The following is a 1,020-nucleotide window of genomic DNA, read 5'->3' on the forward strand; positions in this document are numbered from 1 at the left end:
CGGCTTCGATCTGGGCCCGCCACTGCTTGACGCTGGAATCGTAGAGGCCCTCCCGGCGCAGCACGCGGCCCTTCTGCCCGGACGGGGCCTGCTCGTACTCGGCGACGATGCGCCGCTTGTACTCGGCGGTGAACGTCCGCCGGGCCGGCCGCCCGGTTCGCGGGGCCTGAACCGTCTCCCGCGTCGAGGTCGTCGGCGTCGTCTGCGAGGCCTCCATGGCCGCGTCAGTGGTCACAGTGATCGTCATGCTGGGTTCTCCTTCTGCTCGCGCCCCAGCCTCTCAACCAGCCAGCCCGGGTGTCTCACCTCAGTCTGGCGGATAGGGATCACCGCGTCGGGACGGGTGCGAGGCCTGCCCCGGCCAGGGTGCGGGACGTGGATGTCGGCCAAGACCTGTTCGAGCATCGCGCCGTCGTGTCGTTGGCCGCCGGTGACCACACTCGCCAGCGGCCGGCCGCGACCGTCGACGGCGCTGTGAATCTTGGTGGTCAGCCCGCCGCGGGAGCGGCCAATGCCGTGACCTGCAGGTTCACAGTCCAGGAAGGGGCGGTTCTTGTGATTCGATCGTGCCCCCTGTGTCCTGATCAGGGCGCGTTGTGTTTGTGCCGTGCTGGTGGGCTCGGCAGATGGTGGCATCTACCGAGACGTTCCAGTCGATCTTTCCGGCCGCATCGGCCTCGGCAAGGATGGCCTGCAAGACTCGGTCCCACGTGCCGTCTCGGGCGTAGCGGGCGTGACGCTTCCAGACCGTCTGCCAGGCCCCGAACTCCTCCCGCGGCAGGTCCCGCCAGGGAATTCCTGCTCGGTAGCGGTAGATGATGCCCTCGACGACCTTGCGATTGTCGCGGAACGGATGCCCCTGCCGTCCTTCGTTCGAGGGCAGCAGGGGCTCGATCCGTGCCCACTGCTCATCGGTGAACTGGCGAAAACGTGACTTCGTCTGTCCCATCCGGCCACGGTCTCGCGAGTCAACACTCAGCTATGGGAGACACGCCCTAGGAGACTGCTGAACAATCAGGG

At 67.3% G+C, this 1,020-nt stretch carries 2 protein-coding genes and 1 pseudogene; all 3 read right to left on the reverse strand.

The window, feature by feature from the left end:
• Positions 1 to 247 (reverse strand): annotated as a pseudogene (locus tag G6023_RS15615) (transposase); the annotation flags it as partial.
• Positions 244 to 636 carry a transposase gene (locus G6023_RS16215; RefSeq protein WP_206681007.1) on the reverse strand — a complete coding sequence of 131 codons (393 nt, stop codon included), beginning with the start codon at positions 634 to 636 and terminating at the stop codon, positions 244 to 246. The gene G6023_RS16215 and the pseudogene G6023_RS15615, both read right to left, overlap by 4 nt.
• Complete coding sequence (locus G6023_RS15620) at positions 530 to 949, reverse strand: IS5 family transposase (RefSeq protein ID WP_067718744.1); 420 nt, start codon at positions 947 to 949, stop codon at positions 530 to 532. Before G6023_RS15620 ends, G6023_RS16215 begins: the two co-directional genes overlap by 107 nt.
• Between the last annotated feature and the right edge of the window lie 71 nt (positions 950 to 1,020).

Source organism: Dietzia sp. DQ11-71 (assembly GCF_014144995.1).
Lineage (GTDB): Bacteria > Actinomycetota > Actinomycetes > Mycobacteriales > Mycobacteriaceae > Dietzia > Dietzia kunjamensis.